15 protein-coding genes are annotated in these 15,405 nt (G+C 45.4%); 7 read left to right on the top strand and 8 right to left on the bottom strand.

The window, feature by feature from the left end:
- Window positions 1-2 precede the first annotated feature (2 nt).
- From gcvH to WCW_RS01240, 4 genes are read right to left on the bottom strand one after another with little or no spacing between them, the layout of a single operon-like run.
- Window positions 3-362: a glycine cleavage system protein GcvH gene (gene gcvH, locus WCW_RS01255; RefSeq protein ID WP_013181367.1), complete on the bottom strand. Its 360-nt coding sequence runs from the start codon at window positions 360-362 to the stop codon at window positions 3-5.
- Window positions 359-1,450 carry a glycine cleavage system aminomethyltransferase GcvT gene (gene gcvT, locus WCW_RS01250; RefSeq protein ID WP_013181366.1) on the bottom strand — a complete coding sequence of 364 codons (1,092 nt, stop codon included), beginning with the start codon at window positions 1,448-1,450 and terminating at the stop codon, window positions 359-361. Before gcvT ends, gcvH begins: the two co-directional genes overlap by 4 nt.
- Window positions 1,423-2,070 carry a sugar-binding protein gene (locus WCW_RS01245; RefSeq protein ID WP_013181365.1) on the bottom strand — a complete coding sequence of 216 codons (648 nt, stop codon included), beginning with the start codon at window positions 2,068-2,070 and terminating at the stop codon, window positions 1,423-1,425. The genes gcvT and WCW_RS01245 overlap by 28 nt, the downstream gene beginning before the upstream one ends.
- 4 nt (window positions 2,071-2,074) lie before the next feature.
- A complete protein-coding gene (locus WCW_RS01240; RefSeq protein ID WP_013181364.1) occupies window positions 2,075-4,441 on the bottom strand; it encodes a hypothetical protein in 2,367 nt (788 codons plus the stop codon).
- Between the two features lie 171 nt (window positions 4,442-4,612).
- Here WCW_RS01240 and WCW_RS01235 point away from each other — a divergent pair, with 171 nt between their 5' ends.
- From WCW_RS01235 to WCW_RS01225, 4 genes are all read left to right on the top strand, one after another.
- Window positions 4,613-6,694, top strand: a complete 2,082-nt coding sequence (locus tag WCW_RS01235) for a hypothetical protein (protein ID WP_143876335.1) — start codon at window positions 4,613-4,615, stop codon at window positions 6,692-6,694.
- 54 nt (window positions 6,695-6,748) lie between these two features.
- Complete coding sequence (locus WCW_RS10220) at window positions 6,749-6,913, top strand: hypothetical protein (protein WP_013181362.1); 165 nt, start codon at window positions 6,749-6,751, stop codon at window positions 6,911-6,913.
- Window positions 6,914-6,959: 46 nt separating this feature from the next.
- A complete protein-coding gene (locus tag WCW_RS01230) occupies window positions 6,960-8,039 on the top strand; it encodes a hypothetical protein (RefSeq protein WP_013181361.1) in 1,080 nt (359 codons plus the stop codon).
- Between the two features lie 132 nt (window positions 8,040-8,171).
- Window positions 8,172-9,146: a hypothetical protein gene (locus tag WCW_RS01225; RefSeq protein WP_013181360.1), complete on the top strand. Its 975-nt coding sequence runs from the start codon at window positions 8,172-8,174 to the stop codon at window positions 9,144-9,146.
- Here WCW_RS01225 and WCW_RS01220 read toward each other — a convergent pair.
- The 4 genes from WCW_RS01220 to WCW_RS01205 all read right to left on the bottom strand — a co-directional run bounded on the left by WCW_RS01220 (window position 9,143) and on the right by WCW_RS01205 (window position 11,892).
- A complete protein-coding gene (locus tag WCW_RS01220; protein WP_013181359.1) occupies window positions 9,143-9,928 on the bottom strand; it encodes a caspase family protein in 786 nt (261 codons plus the stop codon). The two genes, WCW_RS01225 and WCW_RS01220, sit on opposite strands and share 4 nt — an antisense overlap.
- Window positions 9,925-10,278: a hypothetical protein gene (locus WCW_RS01215; RefSeq protein WP_143876334.1), complete on the bottom strand. Its 354-nt coding sequence runs from the start codon at window positions 10,276-10,278 to the stop codon at window positions 9,925-9,927. Before WCW_RS01215 ends, WCW_RS01220 begins: the two co-directional genes overlap by 4 nt.
- Window positions 10,279-10,445: 167 nt before the next feature.
- A complete protein-coding gene (locus tag WCW_RS01210) occupies window positions 10,446-11,330 on the bottom strand; it encodes a hypothetical protein (protein WP_013181357.1) in 885 nt (294 codons plus the stop codon).
- A complete protein-coding gene (locus WCW_RS01205; RefSeq protein WP_041941452.1) occupies window positions 11,317-11,892 on the bottom strand; it encodes a hypothetical protein in 576 nt (191 codons plus the stop codon). Before WCW_RS01205 ends, WCW_RS01210 begins: the two co-directional genes overlap by 14 nt.
- A 139-nt stretch (window positions 11,893-12,031) precedes the next feature.
- Here WCW_RS01205 and rnc point away from each other — a divergent pair, with 139 nt between their 5' ends.
- Genes rnc through hemC form a run of 3 tightly spaced genes read left to right on the top strand, consistent with a single transcriptional unit; the run spans window position 12,032 to window position 15,378 of the window.
- On the top strand, window positions 12,032-12,763 hold the full coding sequence (gene rnc, locus WCW_RS01200) for a ribonuclease III (RefSeq protein ID WP_041941451.1): 732 nt from the start codon (window positions 12,032-12,034) through the stop codon (window positions 12,761-12,763).
- Window positions 12,756-14,129: a DNA repair protein RadA gene (gene radA, locus WCW_RS01195; protein WP_013181354.1), complete on the top strand. Its 1,374-nt coding sequence runs from the start codon at window positions 12,756-12,758 to the stop codon at window positions 14,127-14,129. Before rnc ends, radA begins: the two co-directional genes overlap by 8 nt.
- Window positions 14,095-15,378: a hydroxymethylbilane synthase gene (hemC, locus tag WCW_RS10365; RefSeq protein WP_079891145.1), complete on the top strand. Its 1,284-nt coding sequence runs from the start codon at window positions 14,095-14,097 to the stop codon at window positions 15,376-15,378. The genes radA and hemC overlap by 35 nt, the downstream gene beginning before the upstream one ends.
- Window positions 15,379-15,405 lie beyond the last annotated feature (27 nt).

Here is a 15,405-nt window from a genome sequence, read left to right as displayed (position 1 = left end):
TGCTACTGAACAGTCTCCAAATACTCTGATTGGCTCATTAGCTGATCTAACTCATCCTTGTCCTTCAACTCAATCTTAAACAACCATCCATCATCCATAGGAGAAATGTTAATCTCCTCTGGCTGGTCGTTCAGCACTTCGTTAACTTCGATAATCGTTCCACTAACCGGAGCGTAAATATCAGCTGCTGCCTTCGTCGATTCCAGCACGGCAATTTCATCTCCAGCATTGACCTCTTTGCCCACTTCCGGCAACTCGACATAAACAATATCTCCCAGCTCTTTCTGCGCGTAATCGGTCACGCCGACTGTTCCGATACTGCCTTCCAAATCGATCCATTCATGTGATTCGGTATATTTCATAACTCTTTCCTCCAAAATGGTAAGGGGACAATTTCAGCCTTTACGCGCTTTCCCCTGATCTCAATGTCAATAGTTTCCCCAGACACAATTTTCCCTTCAACCAAAATGATTGCGATCGCCTGTTTTAAACTCGGAGACATTGTTCCGGAGGTTACCGTTCCTATTTTTTTCTCCCCCCTGAACACGCCGCATCCTTCACGCGCGATCCCTTTTTCCTTTAGGATGACGCCGGCTTGCGTCCTTTTACTGCCGCTTGCCTCGAGACTTTCCAACGCCTGGCGCCCTAAAAAATCTTCCTTATCCCATTTCACCGCCCAAGAAGCGACAGACTCGTTGGGAGCGATATCGGCGCTCAGTTCATGGCCATACAGTGGAAATCCCATCTCTAAACGAAGCGTATCGCGAGCGCCCAATCCGACCGGTTGAATGCCAAACGCTTGCCCTTCTTCCAGAAGCCTATCCCATAAGGGCGCGATCGCATCCATCGGACCATATAGCTCGTAGCCGCCAGACCCGGTATATCCGGTTCCCGAAAGCACAACCTGATCTTCGATAAGAACAAAATGCATCGGCTTAAGCCCTTCAGCCTCCGAAAACAGCCGACTCATCAGCGGCTTTGCATTCGGCCCTTGAACAGCCAAAATGCCGTCCTGATACCTCTCCTCGATAGATGCATCAAAATCCTTTGCGACTTCTTTTAAGTGATTGAGGTCTTTTTCCCGATTGCCTGCATTGACAACGATAAAAAAGCTTTCAGGCCCTTCTCTGTAAACGATCAAATCATCGATACAACCGCCCGAACGATCGCACCAAACTGTATAGGTTGCCGTAAACTCTTTTTTTCCTAAAATTCGGTTTGTCGATAGATAATCCATGAGTTTTTCAGCTCCAGGCCCTTTAATCAAAACCCTTCCCATATGCGAGACATCGAATATCCCTACCTTTTCCCGTACAGCATTATGCTCATGAATCACGCCTGTATATTGCACCGGCATCTCCCAGCCGGCAAACTCGACCATTTTCGCCCCCAAAGCGACATGGCGATCATACAATCCTGTCTTCATCTGACCAACCTCATTTGACTCCATAGCGATGGCTGCTCCTCTAATCGATAATCATCTGAAATGACGGAAAAATGTTGCGAAACAAACGCGTTGCGATTGATACGGTACGTCAATCCGATTCTCTGAAACTGCCCGGGATCATAGCCGACAAGACATCCGCTTGGTATCCAGCCTTGCAGATCATACCCCTTGCTTGTCTTTTTTGCTTTCACTTTCAGCAATTCTGCATCGCAAAGCTCATGCCGATCTTCTGTGCGGAAATGGGTCATCTCTCCTGCCTGTATCCCTTCGAGAGGTTCTGGCAGAAAGAAAAAATGATGGCAGAAACGGGTATTGTAACCGGATGTTTTGACATCGCGCGTATCGATAAACACTTCGACGCTATCCCCTCGATACACATCAGGGTAATAACTCCGTTCAAAAGGATGGTCCACTTTAAAGTAAAATGCCAATCCTTTTTCACACCATCCCATGCTCGCTTCAGCAAAATTTTCTTCTCCGCATAACACCGAAGTATCCGGAAGCAAATACCTTCTTCGATTTTTACCATCAAGCGAATAGAGTCCGTTTTCTTCACTTAAATAAAGCAGATCAGCGCTTAACTGAAAAAAATTGATCGGTGTTACCGGAGAAAGTTCATGCACAAAGTTACTCCTCTGAGTCCTGGACAGGGTTCAAATATTGTAAAGTCAAGGCATTCTTCTCTCGGAATTGGTCGATCAACTTCTGCATATAAACCCTTTGCGCTTCAAAAGAAAAATCTCTTTGCGCATGCATCACTTTTTCCACAACCCCGGCCTCATCAGCCGCGTTTTGATGCTCTTTCAACTGGAAGAAAGAAAAATTGCCATTCCCACGTTTTTTAACAGACGTCCACTCCCCTTTTTCCAAGCTGAATACCTCTTGTTCATCCATTGGCAGGTCCGGAGTGCTGCGATCACCTGTATAGGAGCTTTTTAACAGCTTCCATTGATCTTTGACAGAACTCGCAATTTCCTGCCGCCCTCTTGCTGTCACATGTTCTTCAATCGACTCAGGATCAGCTTTGAATTGCTCCCTCAAGCCACGTACATAAGGGTAAAGGCGAATTGTTGCAGCGAAATCGTTCAAGACAACATTCCCTTTTTCTTCGGGAGGCTGCGCGGCCGTATAGTCATCACGAATCGCTTGCAGAATATTAGCAAACTCGTATTCAGCCACTTTCTGCTTGACTTGCTCAAAAGGCTTCCAGCTTCCATCCCTTTCACTAAACGCTTTTGGATCGTCTTCCCTTACCTGGGGATAAGCAGCTTTAAGGCGCGCATCAACTAATCGATCAAGGGTGCCGTCATTTTTAGCCGCTTCAAAAGTCAGGGTTTCATAACCAGAGGCTTTTTCTTTAACTGCAATGCGATAAAAAGACTGTCCGTCAGCAGAGTATTTCTCCAACTTGCTTCGGCTTTCGGGATACTGATCAAGCAAAGTGATCAGTTCTTCAGGATTTAAGAGTCCGGCAATGATGCCGACATTTCCTTTTTTACGAATGCCCACAACAGTCTCCACCGGTTCAGCTTCCACAAGCGCCTGGTCAAGCCATTCAGAGTGTTCATCGACAATCTGCTCTCGAGAATAAGCATCAACTCTGCTGCGAGTTTTCTGATCCAAACTCTCTAAAGCCGCATACCTTTCCTGCTCATTGCTGCCGGCCTTCACGCCAAGCTCGGGAAATTTCTGCTTGAGCTTTTCCCAGCTATGATCTTGCACCTGCCAGTCCCAAGTGTCTTTGACTCCCACTTTCGCTTGCAAATTTTTCTTGTCCACCTGCGCAATCTCTAAGACGTAACGGCGCTGAACAAGTTCAGGTGTTTCCTGAACAATCTGATCGACAGACTTCCATGTTTTTGGCAGCTCCAACATTCCCATTCCCGATGTTGGACGATCTGCGACTGCTGACAGGTAAACTTCAAAGCGCTGCAAATCGCGAAAATCGGTCAGGCGCAAATTCTCCGGCAGTTGGTAAAGGGAGCCCTCCACTGTCTCTTTGGCAAAATGTTGAAAGTTTGCCAAAGTGTAGGGATCAATCCACACGCTGTTGCCAAGATCATGGAACAGCCGTCTGAATAGCATCACTTTCTGCCAGAGCGCTGCTGCGCGATTCGCGTCGAGCCCCATTCGCCGAAGCTGCTCTTGGAAATATTGATGTGCGTTAGCCACTCCAAGATTTGGATTGGAACCATTTTGCTGAAAGCTCAGCTCCGCATTGCGATAAAGATCTGCCAATGCCTCTTTTCTTGAGACAGTATAGCCCTTTTCCTGAGCAATGATCGCGCTGTTGATGATAAATTCCGATACCAACCGGATAAAACGGGAACCGAACCAATCATCTGCAGTATGGTAGCCAAAAAGAGCAAGATCGATATAGTTCAGGTTTGGATCGGGAGCTACCCACTTGTACTGCTTCTGTTGATGGCCAAGCACCATCCGCAGGGCGGGATGGGGGAATTTTCTTTCAGCCAGAAACAGATTGACACGGGCATCAAATCCCTCTTCAGTTGCGGGATCTTTCACCTTTCGCAAATCTGCCAACCGCTTATTCATCTCCGGCGCGAGAATATTCCAAGCATTTTCCGCACTAATGAACTGAGCTTGCGGATGTTTATAAGATTGATAATGCCTTTCCCGCTGCTGGCGTGTCAGCAATTCACTGCGCAGATCATTCATGAACGGCTTAGCCAAAAGCGCGCCCAATCCCGTTTCCAGGAAATCTTTTTTCACAACGCCGTCATTAAGGAAATTAGGACCCCAACGACCGCCGAGCAGCATCTTATCCTCGTTATCAGTGCCGATAAAAGCGGCCATCTCTTCCAGTTCGGAGCGGGCCACATCAGATCCATCCACAGCTTGAAAGACAGTCTTATCGGCAGGCTGTGCATTTTGCAAGCCGCTATAAGTCCCAAAAAAAGAGAAGGAGATCACAATCACGCATGTGATGACAAGATAGAGAAAACGTTGATATTTTCTAAAAATCGCTAGCATTGGCGTTAAACCCTCAAAAAACTTCAAATCGAAGGGTTTATCGTATCAAAAGCCTCTCCTTTACGACAACACAAACCGTTCCAAAACCGGAAATCCCTATTTAACGCTTAAATTAATAAAAAAAATAATTGTCAAATAATAGTAATATTATGCTATAATAATATTGCAGTAATGCTTAAAGGTATTGATATGGGCATCCCTGAAGTAAAAAATTCTGATTATAGCAGCCAATTCCCAATTATTTCGGAAGAAAACACTGAGGCAAAGACTGTTTCGTCCGTAATTCCTTCGGATATTGTCGAAAGACTCAGCACAGAAGCATCCAGTACAAGAAGCCTTGATCAAATTGATGTTCAGCCCGAGCCTCTTAAACAAGAGGTCTATCAGGCAAAAATTCGGGAAAAAAAGCTGGTATTTCAGGCGATGCAAGATAAAAGTAAAAAGGTTGGAACAAAATCATTAAACAATCAGGTTGAAATTACCAGTAAAAATTTGAAATCCATGGCTATATTGAGAGGGATGATCCATCAAAAAATGGCGAGAGAGAATGTAGATCAATCTGTAATAGGAAACATCAATGAGGCTTTAAAAAACGAGAGCAGCTTTAAAGGAGGTGCAAAAAAGCTTGCAACACTTCTTTCTGATAACGGATTAGATGAAGAAGCCGCAAAAAAAATAGCAAAAGAAGTGATTGCCGAAATCGCCCCTTCCAATGGGAAACCGGAAAAGCATGCACGGGAATTGGCAAAACACACCGATAAAATCGCTCGATTGCTGTCTAAGGAAAATCCTACGGAAAAAGAGCTTAAGTCAATTAACAAAGAACTTATTTTCACTTTGCGCAAAGCTTTTGAATGCCCGGCTTATCAGGCATTAAAAGAGTGTGAAGACAACCCGGCAATCCACTACCTTCATGAAATCAATCTGGCGATGTACACTGAAGTGCATCTTGCAAGCGTTTATTCAGAAGGAAAACTTGCCGAAGAGATCGTGAAAGATGAAAAGGGCAATGACCGATTTTCTGTCGGAGAAGGGCAAAGAATGGGGGATGCTGTCCACGATATTCGAAACGAAGCTGTCAAAAAAAGGAAGTTGTTTTCTTCCCATAGCTGCCTGGCTTACGTGAGAAAACATTTTAAGCAGTTTTTTGGCGCTTTTACAAGCCAGAAGTTCGGCTCCATCTTCGGAAAATATGATCCTCACGGCGACCTGGAAAACAATGCTGGCGCCCTTTATCGAGAAGAACTCACCGTCAACGGAAAAAAAGCCACAGCTCTGGATGTCCGCACTCCCAGCCCTACAATAGGCGACAAAGTCTCCCCAGAATTTCGCGCTGCTTTGCAAGCAATTGAAAATCAAAGAGTTTTTGAGCTTAAGGAAGGGAAAGATAGAGGGACACAACTGAAAGTCGGCGGGAGACCGACTTGCTGGATCTACACAAATTATCAGGAAATGACCAATACATCGAATGGAGAAGCAGGCAGAAGCAAAGCGATCATGCAGCTTAACAAGGAATTTCCCCTGTCGTTTAGAGGGCTCACTTTATCTAAGGATAGTCGATATTTCAAAGACGGGATCGGGCATGGCGGAAGCAAAATGTGGGATAAAGTCGAGAGCGAAGGAAAACCCCTCGGGAAAGAAGATGTGGAAGGTTTTGTTGAGGAATTAAAGGAAAAATTATCTGATGACTCCCATTTTACTTTGGAAAAGAGGACGCAGAGCAAGCATCATGGACACGGAATCTATTATCCTGCCGAAAAAGAAGAAATGGAAGAAGTACTCAGTGCGATTGCCAAAGAAGCTGGAAAACTCCTTAAAGAAATCATTCCGGAAGGAGAAGTTCTTAAAGGAAAAGAAGCGTGGTTCGCGAAAGCGGCTGCGAAAGAGTTTGCCTATGCCGCAATACAGCGCCATTTTATGAGCAAGGAACTCGCTGCGCTTGAAGAACAAGGAGTGTCGATGAACGTGATCACAACCAGTGCCTGCAAAGAGGATATTGACAGAGGGTTTTCCGACCATATTAAGAGAATGTGGATGCTTAGAGCTGGCAAGGAGAAATTGCTTGCAAAGATCACCAATATGCCCGCGTTAATGGCAAGATACCGAGTCATCCTCGAAGACAGGATGCAGCCGCTTGTAGGAGTCATGAATCTGGTAAGCAGAGAAAAAGCCAAAGAGCATCTAAACAATCTTTCAGAATTAAACGGTGTGGCTTCGGAAAAAGCTAAAGTTCTTGGAGTGGAGGAGTCTTAAACGATTTATACCGAACCAACTTCAAGAATCGGTTCGGTAGAAAAGGGGAAAGCGATGAGTTCAATCAGAGGATTCGTTCAAAGATTAATTGGAGGATACTCATCTAACGATCAAAAAATCCAACATCCGAATAAATCGAAAAAGGCAGCTCCGATTGGAGGTGAAAAAAACCGGCAGGGTATTTCAAGAAAGGGTGGAGACGCAAACATCTCCCGTTGAATCCAAACATCACACTGCATCTATACCTTCGAAACCCAAAGCTTCAATGAATAAAACCAGTAACTACGCAGCAAAGTTTTTTAACAAACTCATCCAAAAATTTCGCACTCACCGCAGTCAGGGAAAAATCGATCAGATTACACAGCAGATGAAAACAAGCCAAGATCCGGAAAGCATTCAAAGAAGCATTAACGAGATACGCAGCTTTGCTCTTTCTAGACTCCCCTCTGATGCCTCAGCAGCTCAAAAACAGGACGCCGTCGCTCAAGCATTCACAAAAGTACTTGGCCAGCTCTCAACTTCTCAATATAAAGAAGCAAGTCAAGCACTGTCCTTTGAATTGGGAAAATTGGTATTGAAACCCATGAACAAAACAGAAGATATTCAAAAAGCTTCAAAAAAAATTGACGAATGGGTGAATAAAGGAAAAATAAAAACTCCGGGAAATTGTGGTAAAGATCTCTTCCGATTCACACCCCGCATAAATCTACGTGGAAAAGAGGGGGCAAAGGTTGTCGACCGCTCCAGCTTAAGTGAAAGGAAAGATCAAGCAACCGGAGCGCAAATGGTCAGCATTCTCAACCATTTTTACCGCGAGATTTCTGGAGAGGACAAAGACATCATTACAACAAATTTCTCGGTGGACAGTTTAGAAAGCGCGTCTAAATTAGCTGAACAACTTTCTTCCCTTATGGAAGCAAAAAACATCAAACCACAGCACCAAGCCCAAGTAAAAAATTTTTTAGCTCTGATGGGAATGCAAGAGATCCCCACAAGGATTGGCGATTGGACGATTCCCGGAGGATCCACGCCGGATGGATCAATACTTGAAGTAGCCAACCCTTATAGGAGCGGGCATGGAGATTTAAGAATCAGTGAATTTAGCCCTGCCTATAAGGATAAGTTCGCATCAATGAAGTATGAGAGAACTCAAACATTTACTGTGAGACCGGATGGTAAATTTGAGTTGAAAATCTATAATCCGATCACTTTCCAAGACAGGTCCGACCCTGTAGAGATCAAAGCGGTCGGCACATGCGGCATCAGCTCAACCTTGCTCTTTGACAACGAGATGAAACTTGAATCGATGAAGCAGGAAGTTGTGCCTGCTCCCTTTTACCCCTGATTGCGTCCTAATCCCTGGATAAACGCTGTAGATGTAGGACGCAATCAGGGGTTTTAGGATGAATAATCAAGACTTTGACTAAATTCTTTCAATCGGTCAGAATCTCTCTAAAAATCTTTTGGAGAGCTGAAAATGTCTGCCATTGCGTCGCCTGTCTGCGTACAATCCGATCCAATTTTTAAAAGCCGCTCTTTCTTAAGCAAACACCGGAAGTGGTGCGTCAGAGTTTATCGCCACCACTCAGACCTGATCGCAAGCCTTGGCATTTTCACTCTGAATACCATTCTGCTAGCCTCAAAAATTTTCAAAGAAATTCCTCATCTTATCCACCGCAGCTGCTACACCGCCTTAAGCTTTTCAGGAATGATTTGGATGAACATTCAAATTCGCGACCTGATCAAAAACAGCGACGACCTCTATCATAATCTCAAAGCTAAGGATTGGGAAGGGATCATCTTCACAGCTGCTAAAGTGGCCGTCAAATCGCTCAACATCCTTCTCACCGGAGCTTTATTGACAGCCTCGATTTTTTCCTTGTTCGCGTTTCCTGAAATCGCCTTTGCAATGTATGCAGCCATGCGTCCCTTTTCCCTTTTTTCCCTTGGAACCGGCATCCTAACAGAGGTTTACGACTACAAAAAAAACAGCTCCCTTTGTGCCAGAATCAAAAAAGTCAGTGAAAAGCAGGAGGTGATGCACCATTTTTTAAAAAGACTCTATCATGAAAAGGACCTCGCTCAAGAATCCTCGAATAAACTTTTGGCGCGCCATGTCTTCAAGCAGCTGGATCACTACGTGATGGAAAGCATGCGCAAAAACCTTGCAAACAAATACGGCTGTGAGACAGCCGACCACTTAATGAACAAGCTTGACGAGAACGATTTGAACGCCCTTTTTCAAAGCCTGAAGAGAGGGTTGAAACAAAAACAGCAATACATACAAGCGAATCTAGGATTGATTACCGCAGGCTACATCAGCATGGGAATCTGTAAAATGTGGCCCGATTCGCTCATTCAAAGCTCTGTGACATGGATCATGTCTTTACTCTATACATCCAAAATGATCTGGCAAAAATCTTTGCATAGCGGATGGAGCGCAAAAACTTAAGAATCTTCTTTAGAACCTATCCGCAGATTCAAATCCCACTGAGGATGCTGAACATCTGAAATTGCCTGGGCCGTTTTGTCTAAAATAAGCTCCCATTCAGGATAACTATCGCTTTCGGCAGTTTTTTCAAGATTTTGCAAAAATGCAACAGTGAACAGCCCGCCTTTCATTGTTCCCCAGGAATACTCGCCAACTTCAGAACTGCTGATCATCAACGTCCCCGAGGTTTCTAAAAAGAGAGAGCGGTAGTTGGCTGCGGCAATCTCCTCAATAGCGCTGCAGCTCCAAAATTTTTGCATCAATGGAGGTGCGAATTCATCAGGAACAAAGCTGTTGCATACATCTGCGATTACAATCAAAAAACGTGGATTTTTTGCCTCTAGCAGATCGCGGATATGTGAAAGATCGATCCCTTTACTCTCAATTGAAAAATAGAGATTGGGCCAAGGATTTCCTTCCTTGCTTTCTGTCCGATATCCATGCCCCGAGTAATAAAAAACCACCACATCGTCTTCTCCACATTGAAGTAGATCAAGCGCACCCAATATATTGTCAGCGAGCACTTCATAGCCGCTGATCTTGACCTGATGATGCTCCATTCCCGAATACTTAGCCACTTTCTCCATCTGACGACGCATTTTGAATAGATCCATCACAGTCGAATCGCCAATACTTTCATCCATTGTATCACCCACTAAAATCGTGTGCAAAGTCGCCGCTTCTAGTCTAATTGTTGCTGCAGCGCAAAAAATCAGAATAAACGCAAATTTGACGATTTTCATTTGATCAGCTCCTTTTGAATATAATTGCTAAATACTTCTGCCATGGGATCGATATCCAAAATAACAGTCTGATCATCATGGATCAATTTAATCTGCTTACAAACGAAGCTAATCATGGCAACGACCTGTTCTTTCCCCTCAAACGTCACTGTGATCTCCGGAATAAACAAGCATTTTTTCGTACGGTTAAAAATATATCCCTTATCTTCAAGGAGAAACGACTGCAATTTCTCAATTTCAGACTGCGTCAATGTACGCATTCCCTCGATTTTGACATGCGCAGGTGTTGATAGCCCCGTATAGATCTCTTTACCAACCTTAGATTTGAACTGCCGGGAAGAAAACTCCATTTGCCAACAACCAGTGAATAAAGGAAAGATGGACAAAATAATAAATAGTGAACAAACGATAATTTTTTTCATTTTATCTTGTGAATACCCTTTTAGTTATTGATAGAAAAATTAACAGAAAAACTTTAAGATTATTTTAAGAAAAAATTAAAATTATGAATCTGCGTCTATGGAATCGTCTTATTATGGAGATTGAGAGAGACGTTCATCAGCCAATCCCAGCTAGCCAACTGCAAACGGGTGGAATAGGAGTAATTGAGCTCCAACTCATAAAGCATCGCGTTGTCGCGGTTCCATTTTACCTTCCCTTCCATAAGACCCGACAATGCGGCAGCAACAGACTCCCCCTTGCCGCCAATCACAACCTCTCCGGAAAGCTGAAACTTCTTTTTTTCAATTTCTCCGCAAATCTCCGCATAAACACTGTAATCGTCAATCTTAGTGATCGTGTAGACAACCTCTTTAGGAAGAGAGGGGATCTCCCAATCCGACAAATCTTTTCGGATCACCTGCCCAACACTCAACTCCTGATTGCCCGGGACAAAAACCGATGAGAAAAGCTCAACCAACAAATGATCTGGATTCATTTCAGCCAACACCGGCAATTCGGAAACGGCCCGCCTCAACTCTTCATTATCGCGAGAAAGCTGAAAATGACGATCCAGCTTCAATTGAATCGGTCGATCAATCAACTTGGAAAGCTGCGTGAGATAAAGCGAAGTTCCCGCCTCATCGGATCGAAAAGTCAGCGTCTCATCATTAGCCTGCAAATCGATACTCAACTTTTTGAGCACAAAGGTTAAATTCAAGGGGAGCACTGAAGAGGAAGGCTCCGGTTGCTCATTGCGCAGTGTCAAATCGGCTTCCAACCGCTGCACACCTTTCGTAGAAAGGCTAAGTCCGGGAAGGGACTGGGAAATATCCAATTTCAAATCGCTGGCTAGATGAACAGGAGTATTGGGTAAATAGCGGAGAGATGCTGTCTTTGTTGAGGCAAAAAGAGACTGAGCTGCCAGGATCAAACAAATCAATAGCACTCTATCTATGGACAACGGGATTGATCTCCTCTCTCAGACGATCGCCGTTGTTATACCCGAGGCGAACCATTTCTGCTGCTGCCGGATCCTTTTTATTCAACGTATACTGCGCTTTCAACGTGGAATACAAGACCAAATAGTGAGGTTTGGCAGTATCGACCCATTCTGCTAAATCCAACTTCCACTCGGGGCGCACATACAGCGCATCGCCGCGGCCTGTCAAGGGAAGCAAAACAGAGCAGACCTCCCCCCTGTAAGACCCCAGATCGCGTAAAGAAGCTTTTCCATGGACCCAATCCATCCAAATACCATTCAAATGGGGAAGATATTGATCATATCCCAAACGGATCAGATTCTCTCCCAAAAGCTGCGAAGCAACATTGACGACAGGCCTAAGCACAGGCAGCTGGCGCAGCCTGTGATTTTTCCGCCATAGATCACGCCCCGAAGTCGATTGAACCATCTCAATTTCCTTGAAAATTTTTTCCTGCTGATCCGAAGTCAGTATCTCCTCCAGAAGCAAAGCCCCTTCCTCGAGGTAGACTTCTCTTTGCTTTAGATCAACTGAAATTTTCATGATTTCCATTTCCTTTAAAATAGGAGTCATCTCTAGGTAAATCTGCCTCTCTTGCATCTTTGCCCAAAAATGTTGCAAAGTCGAGCTCAGATGTCATATCATCTCGCACATAATGATAAATTGCAAATCTTCAATTGTTATGAATGACCTCAAAGAACTCCTTAGCCTCTCCTCTGAAATCGAAGCCAAAATCGGCCACACGTTCAAGGATAAACAGCTCCTTTCCTTAGCGTTTACTCACCGTTCCTACATCAATGAAAACAACGATGCCCATGAACACAATGAAAGGCTGGAGTACCTGGGCGACTCGATCCTGGGTTTTTTGATTGCAGAGTATCTTTATAAATATCTTCCTAACACTCCGGAAGGCGAGCTCTCTTACCTGCGCTCCCGCCTGGTGGAAGCAAGCTCTTGCGTCATCTATGTGCAGAAGCTTGACCTGGAGCAATATCTTCTTCTCGGAAAAGGAGAGCAGATGAATGACGGCAGAGGACGTGATTCGATCCTGGCAGACCTGTTTGAGTCCTTGATCGGCGCTATCTACCTCGATGGAGGAATGGATGCAGCGCGCCTTTTTCTGTTTAAAAATTTCTCCAAGGAGATCGAAGAGATCTTAAAAACCCCTATCTGCAACTGGAAGGCGCAGCTTCAAGACTATTGCCAAAAGAAGTACCGCCATCCTCCCTTGTATAAAGTGGTCAGTGAAAGTGGTCCCGACCATCAAAAAATATTCACTATCTCCGTCCTTATTAATAATCAAGAAGTTGGGCATGGCGAAGGGCCTTCGAAAAAGGAAGCGCAGCAAGCAGCGGCGAAAGACGCCTTTAGCAGAATCGAAAAACAGAACGGCTTAACCGCAAACCATGGCTAAGACAACAACAAAAACGGTCTGGCACTGTTCTGATTGCGGTGCAAAGCAGCATAAATGGGTGGGGCAGTGCCCGATTTGCCAGGCTTGGAATACCCTGGAAGAGGAAATTGAGCTCAAAGCGCCTCCCCGCTTCTCTGCACAGCCGGCTAAAAGCAATAAACCGGTCAGATTGAGAGAGGTCAAACCTTCGGAAACACCCCGAATTTTGACAAAGATCAACGAATTCGACCGCCTGATCGGCGGAGGCGTGGTGCCTGGGTCGCTGACTTTGATCGGAGGGGAGCCTGGAATTGGAAAATCTACGCTAATGCTCCAGCTTTCCCAGGCATTTGCGGAAAAAGGGTTGAAAGTGCTTTATGTCACAGGAGAAGAATCGGTTGAGCAAACATCCCTCAGAGCGCAAAGACTCGGAATTCTAAGCGACAACCTTCTTCTTTTGAGCGAGACCAACTACTCCCACATTAAGGCGCAGGTCGACCAAGTACAGCCGGATGTCATGATCGTCGATTCAATACAGATCGTTTATAAACCTGAGATCAGTTCCGCACCAGGCTCTGTCTCTCAAGTGAGAGAAAACACCAACGAGTTCATGCACATTGCCAAAGGATACGGAATCGCAACATTCCTCATCGGCCATGTGACGAAATCGGGAGAGATCGCCGGTCCCCGCATCCTCGAACACCTCGTTGACACTGTCCTCTATTTTGAAGGAGACAAGCAAAACAATTACCGAATGATTCGAGTGGTCAAAAACCGTTTTGGTCCCACAGATGAGATCGCCGTCTTCCAAATGAGGCAGGATGGCCTGGCGCAAGTTTCCAATCCCTCCCACCTTTTTTTGGAAGAGCGCGCCAAAGAGATGTCCGGTTCCGTGATCATCCCTACCCTGGAAGGCTCCCGGCCAATCATGATCGAAGTGCAAGCGTTGGTGACCGAAACGGTCTTTTCAACCCCTTCCAGAAGAACCACGGGCATTGACTCCAATCGACTCGCCCTTTTGCTGGCCGTCCTGGAAAAAAAAATGGGGTATCTGATGCACAAAAGCGATGTGTTCGTTTCTGTTGCCGGCGGAATGAAAATCGCCGAACCCGGCATTGATTTAGGGCTTTTGCTAGCAGTTGCATCCTCTATGCGCAACCATAAAGTCGATCCCTTCACCACGGTCATGGGCGAGGTGGGTTTAGGCGGAGAGATCCGTGCCATTCCACGTGTCGAAGGGAGAATCAAAGAGGCCGTGCACATGGGATTTAAACGGTGCATCATCCCCGAAAGAAACATTAAGGGTCTTCCCCCCGAATTATCCGAACAGATCAACATCCAAGGAGCTGAAGTTGTCGAGCAAGCCATTTCCCACACTTTCAACTAACCGCATCACTGTTGCCGCTCGCAGTTCGCCTCTTTCGGAAGCGCAGGTTGATGAAATTTTATATGAAGCGCAGCTGATCCAACCAACTCTTGAATTTGAAGTCACCCTAGTGACAACTCTAGGAGATCGGGATCAAGAGTCATCGCTTCGCACACTTGAGAAGACCGATTTTTTCACCCGGGATATCGATCAACTTCTGCTCAACGGCTATTGCCGAATTGCCGTGCACTCCGCGAAAGATTTACCGGATCCCATCCCGAATGGATTAAACATCATCGCTGTCAATCAAGGACTTGATCCTTCAGACTCTCTTGTGATGCGCCCCGGGGACACCCTGTCCTCTCTTCCTAAAGGAGCAAAAATTGCCACGTCTTCCATCAGAAGGGAAAAGGCAGTCCACTCATTGCGTTCCGACCTTGAAGTGGTCGATATCCGGGGCAATATCGGCCAAAGGCTGCAAAAACTCAACGACCGGGAGGTTGACGGAGTAATCGTTGCCGAATCAGCGCTCATCAGACTTAATCTCTATCACTTAAATCGCATCCATCTACCTGGAGAAACAGCGCCGGGGCAAGGAAAACTCGCCGTTGTTGCTCGCGAAGACGATGAAGAGGCCGCTGTTTTTTTCAGCGCCATGGATCAAAGGCCAATAACCGTTTATTTAGGATTAAAGCCTCCGAAAGATACCGCCATCAAAAAATTCCATCACTGTCCGATCATTGAGATTGTCCCAAAAATCAGATCTACCCGTCCCCTTCCTCCGTTCACCCATATCGTTTTTACCAGCAAAAGCGCGGTCAAAATTTTTTGCTGTTACTTCGATCCTAAGGGATTAATGGACAAAACTGTTATTGCTGTCGGCACACAGACCGCTCAAGGGCTGATCGATTGCGGTGTAGACGTTGACTACATGCCTGAGGTTGAATCTTCTGAAGGGCTGATCGCTTTACTGGAAACACTTAATTTGCAGGACGCGCAAATTTTTTGGCCTCACTCCGCCCTCTCCCGCCCCGTAATCACTGATTATTTGACGAATAAGCAGATCCCTTTTACGGAATGGGTCATCTACACCACGATTCCCAGAGAACCCACCCCTCTTCCGGAAGAATTTCATGAACTTGTTTTCACAAGTCCTTCAACTGTAGATGCTTTCCTCCTCTTTTTTGATGAATTTCCTCCTGATGTCAAATTAACTGCTATTGGACCTGTTACAGAACAATACTTAGAGCGAGTCGTCAAAACCGAATGATTTTGGGGTTGTGATCCTCGCTTTTCC

This window comes from Waddlia chondrophila WSU 86-1044, assembly GCF_000092785.1.
Taxonomy (GTDB): Bacteria; Chlamydiota; Chlamydiia; order Chlamydiales; family Waddliaceae; genus Waddlia; species Waddlia chondrophila.
Note: the sequence above shows the minus strand (reverse complement) of the source record. Positions and strands in the feature narration are given on the sequence as shown.